This window comes from Streptomyces sp. CBMA291 (assembly GCF_014596525.1).
Taxonomy (GTDB): Bacteria; Actinomycetota; Actinomycetes; order Streptomycetales; family Streptomycetaceae; genus Streptomyces.
This window is the reverse complement of the sequence record NZ_MSJP01000113.1, coordinates 1-7,093: the sequence shown is the minus strand read 5'-3', so window position 1 is coordinate 7,093 and position 7,093 is coordinate 1. Positions and strand designations below refer to the sequence as shown.

The 7,093-nt window shown below is 73.8% G+C and carries 7 protein-coding genes and 1 pseudogene; all 8 read right to left on the bottom strand.

What is annotated here, in order from left to right:
• Positions 1-206: pseudogene (locus BU197_RS30850) on the bottom strand (hypothetical protein); the annotation flags it as partial.
• Positions 207-591: 385 nt separating this feature from the next.
• Positions 592-1,161 (bottom strand): phage tail protein, encoded by a 570-nt coding sequence (locus BU197_RS28260; RefSeq protein WP_188271163.1) that lies wholly within the window; start codon positions 1,159-1,161, stop codon positions 592-594.
• Complete coding sequence (locus tag BU197_RS28255) at positions 1,158-3,146, bottom strand: putative baseplate assembly protein (RefSeq protein ID WP_188271162.1); 1,989 nt, start codon at positions 3,144-3,146, stop codon at positions 1,158-1,160. The genes BU197_RS28260 and BU197_RS28255 overlap by 4 nt, the downstream gene beginning before the upstream one ends.
• Positions 3,147-3,156: 10 nt before the next feature.
• Complete coding sequence (locus BU197_RS28250) at positions 3,157-3,555, bottom strand: GPW/gp25 family protein (protein WP_188271161.1); 399 nt, start codon at positions 3,553-3,555, stop codon at positions 3,157-3,159.
• A 13-nt stretch (positions 3,556-3,568) separates the two neighbouring features.
• Positions 3,569-5,383 carry a VgrG-related protein gene (locus BU197_RS28245; RefSeq protein ID WP_188271160.1) on the bottom strand — a complete coding sequence of 605 codons (1,815 nt, stop codon included), beginning with the start codon at positions 5,381-5,383 and terminating at the stop codon, positions 3,569-3,571.
• Positions 5,380-6,120 (bottom strand): LysM peptidoglycan-binding domain-containing protein, encoded by a 741-nt coding sequence (locus BU197_RS28240; RefSeq protein WP_188271159.1) that lies wholly within the window; start codon positions 6,118-6,120, stop codon positions 5,380-5,382. Before BU197_RS28240 ends, BU197_RS28245 begins: the two co-directional genes overlap by 4 nt.
• A 1-nt stretch (position 6,121) precedes the next feature.
• Complete coding sequence (locus BU197_RS28235) at positions 6,122-6,559, bottom strand: phage tail protein (RefSeq protein ID WP_188271158.1); 438 nt, start codon at positions 6,557-6,559, stop codon at positions 6,122-6,124.
• 58 nt (positions 6,560-6,617) lie between these two features.
• On the bottom strand, positions 6,618-6,842 hold the full coding sequence (locus BU197_RS28230; protein ID WP_188271157.1) for a hypothetical protein: 225 nt from the start codon (positions 6,840-6,842) through the stop codon (positions 6,618-6,620).
• Between the last annotated feature and the right edge of the window lie 251 nt (positions 6,843-7,093).

The window sequence follows — 7,093 nt, the reverse complement described above, 5'->3', positions numbered from 1 at the left end:
GTGACCGGGGCGACCGGCGCGGGCTGCGCGGGCACGACGGGCAGCGGGGCCGTCACCTCCTCACCGGAGCCGGTGGCAGAATCGGACGTGGCGGCCGCCGAAGCGCCGGACGCCGCACCGCCCGCCCGCCCCCCGTCGCTTCCGGCCGGGCCGCCCGTACCCGCGTTCGTCGCACCGGCCTCGGCCGGGTCGCCCGGAGCCGACACCGCGACGTCCTCCGGTGCAGTCCCGGAGGCCGCAGCCGACGTGGCATCGGCCGACGAGGTCTCGGCCCCGGGCGTGGACACGGACGACGGCGCGGACGTGGCGACCGACGCCGAGACGGACGCGGACGCCGCCCCCGAAGCCGGAGCGGACGTCGAAGCGGCCCCCGCATCCGAAGCGGACGACGGCACCGACGAAGACGGCGTGGACGAAGGCGCGGGCACCGAAGCCGGAGCGGGCGTCGGACGGGCGCCGGAGGTCCCCGCACCCGCCGGGGTGTCCCAGCGCAGGAACGCCCCGCAGCTGTCGCAGAACGACTGGTCCGTCGTCCGCACCGGGCTCGCGCAGTCCGGGCACGGCCGGGTCTGGGGCGCGTCACTCATCAGGTCAAGCTCCTTCGGAAGTACGGGAATCGGTCACCGAGACCGTGAACGGCAGGTGCGCGGGGCGGGCGGCGGCCACCACCGCGCGCAGCCGGTGCGGGTCCACCGAGGCCGGGTCGTCGACCCGCAGGACGACACGGAGCCCGGCCGAGGGCGTCCCCGGGAACGGCCCGAGCGGCCCGGCCGACCAGCTCGCACCCCCGCTCTCGGTGATCTCGGGAGGCACGCCGAAAGCGAGCCGGACCGCCGCCACGAGCCCCTGCCGCGTCCCCCGGACCCGATGCAGCGCCACGGCCGAGGCCACCGCGTGCCGCCGCAGCTCCAGCGGCTCCCCGCCGTCCAGCTCCGCACCCACCCAGGTCGCCAGATAGTCCACGAAGTCCGACGGGGCGAGCGCGGGCGAGAAATACGCCTCAAGCGAGTCCAGGACGTTGAACAGCGGCGCCAGCACCACATCGAGACCGGCCACGAACCGCTGGCCGAAATCGTCCTCCGCGTACACGGCGGGCAGCGCCGCCCCCAGCGGATACGGGGTCGCGAGCCCCGGCACCGTCCCCCGCGCCGAGCCGCTCACCGCGCCTCGATCACACGGACGCGGTGGTCGAACGGGAACAACAGCGCCGACGGCGCCAGCTCGATCCGGTCCGTCGTGTCACCCCGCCGCCCGGTCAGCGGATCCGCCGGATGCAGCAGCACCTCGTCGACCAGCTCCACCCCCGGCACCCGCTGGAGCGCCGCGAACACCTCACCGGCCCGCAGCGGACGCCCGAACGGCCAGCCCTCGCCGTGCGCCCCGCCCGTCAGCGGGTCCAGATACGCGTACAGCGAGTCCAGCGCGTCCGCCCGCACCCGCTCCGCCTCGGCCGCGCGGAACGCGTGCAGCGTCGCCACCACCGTCACCCCCTGGTAGAACGGCGGACCCACCGCGAGCCGCGTCCCCAGCGGACGCCGCTCGTCCAGGAAACCGGTCACCCGCGACAGCAGCTCCTCGCCCGGCACCAACTGCTCGAACCGCAGCCGGCCACCCCGGTCCGGCACCGCCTGCGGCACCACGAGGACCCGCACCGCGTTGTCCCCGGCCTCCGCCGCGTCCGCCGCGAGACACGAGATCCGCGCCGCCTCCGGCGCCGCCCGCCGCGCCAGCTCCTCGTAGTCGCGAGCCGTCACGGCCCGCTCCTGCGCCCGCAGCGTGACCGGCGCCCTGGTCTTCGCCTCCTCCACGGTCTCCCCGTCCACCCCGCCCCGCGCCGCCTCGCGGTTCTCCACCCGCGCGATGTACGGGATGGAACTGCGCAGCACGCAGATCGTGGCACGGGCCACGTTCCCCGCCCGCCCGCCGCCCGTGCCGTACCGCACCGCCCGGATCGCCGCACCCTTCGGCGGCACCGCCCCGTACTGGCGCAGCGTGCCGTCCGGCTGACGCACCGAAGGCCCGAAGGCGATCTCCCCGGTCGCCGCGTCCAGCGTGAAGTGCCGGTCACCGGGGCGCGAGGACGCGAAGTCCCGTACGACGGACCACTCCTCCCAGCCGCCGTCCGGATCCCCCTCGTCCCCGCCGCCGTCGGCCCGCTCCGCGACCTGGAGCAGCAGCGGCGGACGGTCCACGACCGGCGCGTGCGCGAGTCGCACCCGCTGCGCCGGGACGCCCTCGGACTCGCCCAGGGACTCGTCCCGCACCGACTCCGCGTGCGCCGCGCGCACCGTACCGCCGATGGTGAACGCCCCCGCCGCCCGCACGGTCGGCGACTCGCTGTACGAAGGCAGCCCCTCGACCGGCTCCGTCACCCGGCAGCGCACCCAGCCCGCCTCGTGCCCGCCGAGCCGCGACACCGCGTGCCCCGACGGCATGTGCAGCACCACCTCGCCCGGCCGGTTCAGACCACCCGTCGAGTCCTCGTCGACCTCGCACACCACCCAGCCCTCGGCCGCCGACCACGCCTCCCACACCAGCGGCGGGCGGCGCGGGTCCACACCCACACCGTCCACCCGACTGTCCAGGTCGAGAACGAGCACACAGTCCGGCACGGCCGCCGAAAGGCCGAAAAGCAGCAGGTCGCCCACCCGGGGCGCCGGCCCGAACGCGGCCACGTCCTGCCCGCCCAGCAGATCCTGCGTACGGTCCTCCGGCGTGCCGCCCGCCTCCTGGCGCAGCAGCCGGGCCAGCGAACAGGGCACCACCGTCAGATCGACGGTGGTCGCGAACACCACCGCCTCCTCCGTCTCCGTCCGCCCCGTCGACACCTCCGTACCGGCGGGCAGCAACACCGGCTCCGGCTGCGGAGCCGACAGCCGGAAGGTGACGTCGGCGTGCGCGGCGGCCGGCGGGAACAGCGTCACGCCCAGCAGGTCCAGGAAGGCCAGATGGTTCTTCTCCGGCACCCGGTTGAGCCGGTAGACCAGCTGGTCGGCCATGTGTGCGACGGCCTCGACCAGCGTGACACCCGGGTCCGAGACATTGTGGTCGGTCCACTCGGGGCACGCCTGCTGGATGTAGCGCTTGGCGTCGTCGACGAACTGCTGGAATCGCCGGTCGTCGAGATGGGGGGCAGGCAGGACCATGGCGGCTCTCTCAGTCCTCGGAGGGGATGACGTAGAAGGGGAAGACGAGGTTGCGCGGATTGTTGGCACCGCGCACCCGGTAGTGGACGTCGATGAAGAGCGTGGTCGGCTCCCCGGGCGCCGGGGAGACCGTCACATCGGCCACCTCGATGCGCGGCTCCCAGCGATCGAGCGAGGTCATCACCTCGTGCCGGATCCGGCCCATCGTCGCGTCGTTGACCGGCGCGAACACCAACTCGTGCACCGCGCAGCCGAACTCGGGCCGCATCGGCCGCTCGCCCGGCGCCGTGGCGAGCACAAGCCGCATCGACTCCTCGATCTCGCGGTCCCGCCGCACCAGGGCGATCGAACCGCTCGGCCCGGTCCGCAGCGGGAACGCCCAGCCCGCGCCGACGAATTGCTCACTCAAGGAAACGCCCTCCTCAGAACGGCAGGTTCGCCACGACGGGGTTCGGCAGCGGCACGGTCGACGTCACGAACGCCGGCGCGTTCACCACGGCCTGCGCCACCGCCGTCACCTTGAACTTCGCCCCCGCCTTGATGTCCACGCCGAGCCCCGCGTTCAACTGGATGCGCCCCTTCGCCGACAGCGTCAGATCCATCCCCGACTCCACCGTCACCCCCCGCGCCCCCGTGATGGTCACCGTGCCGTCGCTCTCGATCGTCAGGGTCGTCCGGGCCTCGTTCAGCTCCACGCTCAGCGCGCCCTTCGCCGTCCGCAGCCGGATGCCGTGCGAGGCGCGGGTCCGCCCGCCCTCCTCCCGCAGCTCCACCGTGTGCCCCGTACGCGAGGTCAGCGCCCGCCACTGCACCCGCCCGCTCGTCGGATCGACCGGCGGGACCCGGTCCGTCGCCGGAGTGTTCCGGTCGACGCCGTTGTACAGACCCGCCAGGACGTACGGATGTTCGAGCGACCCCCGGTCGAAAGCGCACAGCACCTCGTCGTCGACCTCCGGCAGCATCAGACCCCCACCGCCGCGCCCGCCCAACTGCGCCACCCGGCACCAGCCGCTCTCGTACGTCGCCGAGAGCCACGGGAACCGCAGCCTGACCCGGCCGAGCGACAGCGGGTCCTTCGTGTTGGTCACCAGGGCCACCGCGACGCCCGGCATCGGCGGCGCGGCCTCCCCGCCGCCCGAAGCCGTCCCGTACAGCGAACGGAACTGGCGCCCCGACACCGTCAGCCAGGTCGCGAACTGCCTGCCCGAGGCGAAGACATGCCGCACGCCCGTCGCCGTGTACCGCCCCTCGAAGGGGAACCCCGCCCCCTTCACCGCCACCGGCTGCCCCGGCTTCAGCGCCGGATTGCCCGTGACGGAGACCTCCAGCTCGGCGAACGACCCCGTGACGTCGTCCGCGAGCGCCGCGGCCGCCTGCGTCACCTCCGACTGCGTCGTGAACGGCGTCCCCGTCGCGGCCAGCTCCGCCGCGCCGAACGGCGCGGAAAGCTGCGCCGGGGTGATGTCGGAGACGATGTCCCGGCTGGCCACGGCGGGCGTCGGCGAGGACAGCGCCTGCTTGGTACGCGGATCCCAGCCCCGCACGTCCACCGTCCCCACCTGCCCGGAAGCCGTCACCGACACCCGGCTGTGCAGGGTGTTCGCCCCGAAGTCCAGGACGTACGGGCTGGCCGCCGCGGGCGTCGTGTCGGAGGGCGCGGAGGACGCGGGCGGCAGCGCGGCGAAGACCAGCCTGCCCGCCGTGTCCAGCGAGAGACGGACGTCGTTCTCCCGCGCGAGCCGGGACAGGAAGTCCCAGTCCGTGATGTTCGGCTGGGTCGCCAGCTCGTACACGGTGGGCGTGGCGTCGACCCGCCCGATCGGGATCCGGTTGAGCGCCGCCAGCTTCCGCACGATGTCCGACGCCGTCATGTTCGGATAGCCCTCGACCCGCCGGTTCCGCAGCAGCCGGTGCCCCGGGTCGTACCCGCGCAGGATCAGATACCGCCCGTGCCCCGGCGCCCCGTCCACCTCCACGGCCGTGACCTCGCCGGTGAGCATCGGCTCGCCCAGCTTGCCGTCGGTGAACGGCGAGAGCACCGCCATCGCCCCGACCTTGAGGAACGGGAACTTCTCGGTGAGAGTGCCGTCCTTGTCGGCGAAGGTCAGTTGGAAGGCGGACGGCACGTTCACACTCGCGTCCACCCACCCCTCGGTGAGCCGGACCGACAGCGGATCCGGAAGGGGAGTGCCGTCCAGCTGGACGTGCAGGACGGTGGTGAAGGTCTTCTCGCTCATGAGGTGCCCTCGGTGGCCGGCGTTTCGGTGGTGGACGGGAGCAGCAGTTCCGTGCCCGGACGCAGACGCATCGGATCGTCGATGCCGTTCGCCTCGGCGATCACCCGCCAGCGGGTCGCGTCGCCGTACTCGCGCCACGCGAGCGAGGCGAGCGAGTCCCCGGCCACCGTGCGGTGCACCCGCCGCGCGGAGAGCGCGCCGGACGTCGGATTCTGCTTCTGGGTCGCGCTGGAGATCTCCGTGAGCGCGAGCGAACACGTGGCCCGGATCGGGATGCCACTCGGACTGAACAGGGTGTACGTCGCCGAAACCGACGTCACGTACGCCACGAACTGCACGGTCGAGAACGACCCCCAGGAGAACTGCACCCACGGCGGCGAAGGCGCCATCGCGCTGATGCTCTGCTGGGTCACCTCGCAGCACGACAGCAGCAGTTCCACCTGCTGCTGCACGTCGTTGGAGCTGGGATCGCCCGACCGGTCGAGGAAGACCTCCAGCTGAAGCTCGGCGGGCCGGCTGCCGGTGAACTTCGGCGGCGCGCCCCGGTCGTACGCCACGGCCTGCTCCGTGTGCCAGCTCGCCGACCGGCTGAGCTGGAGCTGGTCCGGGTTGAACTGGAACTTCACCTCGCCGAGCTTCCCGCCGAAACTGCTCGACAGATCCGTCGGCGGCTGATGGATCGACAGCGCCGCCCGGGACAGTCCACGGGCCGCCTTGCCGCCCACGAGGCCCGCCATCTCAGGCGCCTCCCGCGTCGGTGAATCCGTGGTGCGCGATCTCCAGCGTCTCCGTCGCCACCGCGGGGCTCGCCGGATCCAGCGTCGGGCCCGTCCAGCGCACCGGCAGCACCTCCACGAGACCCCACTGCGCCACGACCGACTTGTCGGCCCGCAGCGCCGCGATCTGCGCGGTGGGACGGGTGATCCCCGTCGCGAGGGAGGAGATCCAGGCGGCGACCTTCGCGGTGTCCGGGGTGAGCGGACGGGTCAGCCGGATCGTGGAGAACGTGACACGGGTGGGCAGCTGCCAGACGAAACCGTTGTTGCCGCCTTCCTGGCGCTGCTCCACCTCGACCTCGGAGGACAGGCCCTCACAGCCGTTGAACAGACCGAGGTCCTGGCCGTCGATCGTGAGCTTGAAGAAGATGGTGGAGGCGGGGTCCGGCTGGTTGGGCATGGTGGCGGTTCTCTCGGATCGGTGGTCACGGGCGGGTGGGTGCGGGATACGGGCCGGGTCAGCGTCCGTGGTCGCGGAGACGGCCCACCCGCTCGCGGTCGGCACGCAGCTCGGCCCTCAGCAGCCGCGACAGCGGGGTCACGAGCCGCCGCGCCAACTCGTCGAGCTGCGTGGGCGACTCGGCCTCACGAGAGGGCTCCGCCAGGCCGCGCTGTACGGAGGGCGGAGCGCTCGCGGTACGGGTGACCGGCGCCGTCCGGGGCCCCGGTGCCGCCGCGGGCACGGGAACGGACGTCCGCTGGGGGGGGGGGGGGGGGGGGGGGGGGGGGGGGGGGGGGGGCGGCGGGGGGGGCGGGGGGCGGGGGGGGGGGGGCGGGGGGGGGGGGGGTTGGGGGGGGGGGGGGGGGGGGCGGTGACGTCCTCGGTGGGGCCGCTCTCGACGACCCGGCCGCCGTACATGACGGCGATGCGGCGGGCGCGTCCGTAGAGCAGGCCGATGTCGTGGGTGATCAGGAGGGTGGCCAGGCCCCGGGT

What these genes read in the sequence shown, in the direction of transcription:
- BU197_RS28235 (WP_188271158.1), bottom strand. Translation starts at nt 6,559, where the DNA reads ATGCCCAACCAGCCGGACCCCGCCTCCACCATCTTCTTCAAGCTCACG.
- BU197_RS28255 (WP_188271162.1), bottom strand. Translation starts at nt 3,146, where the DNA reads ATGGTCCTGCCTGCCCCCCATCTCGACGACCGGCGATTCCAGCAGTTC.
- BU197_RS28240 (WP_188271159.1), bottom strand. Translation starts at nt 6,120, where the DNA reads ATGGCGGGCCTCGTGGGCGGCAAGGCGGCCCGTGGACTGTCCCGGGCG.
- BU197_RS28245 (WP_188271160.1), bottom strand. Translation starts at nt 5,383, where the DNA reads ATGAGCGAGAAGACCTTCACCACCGTCCTGCACGTCCAGCTGGACGGC.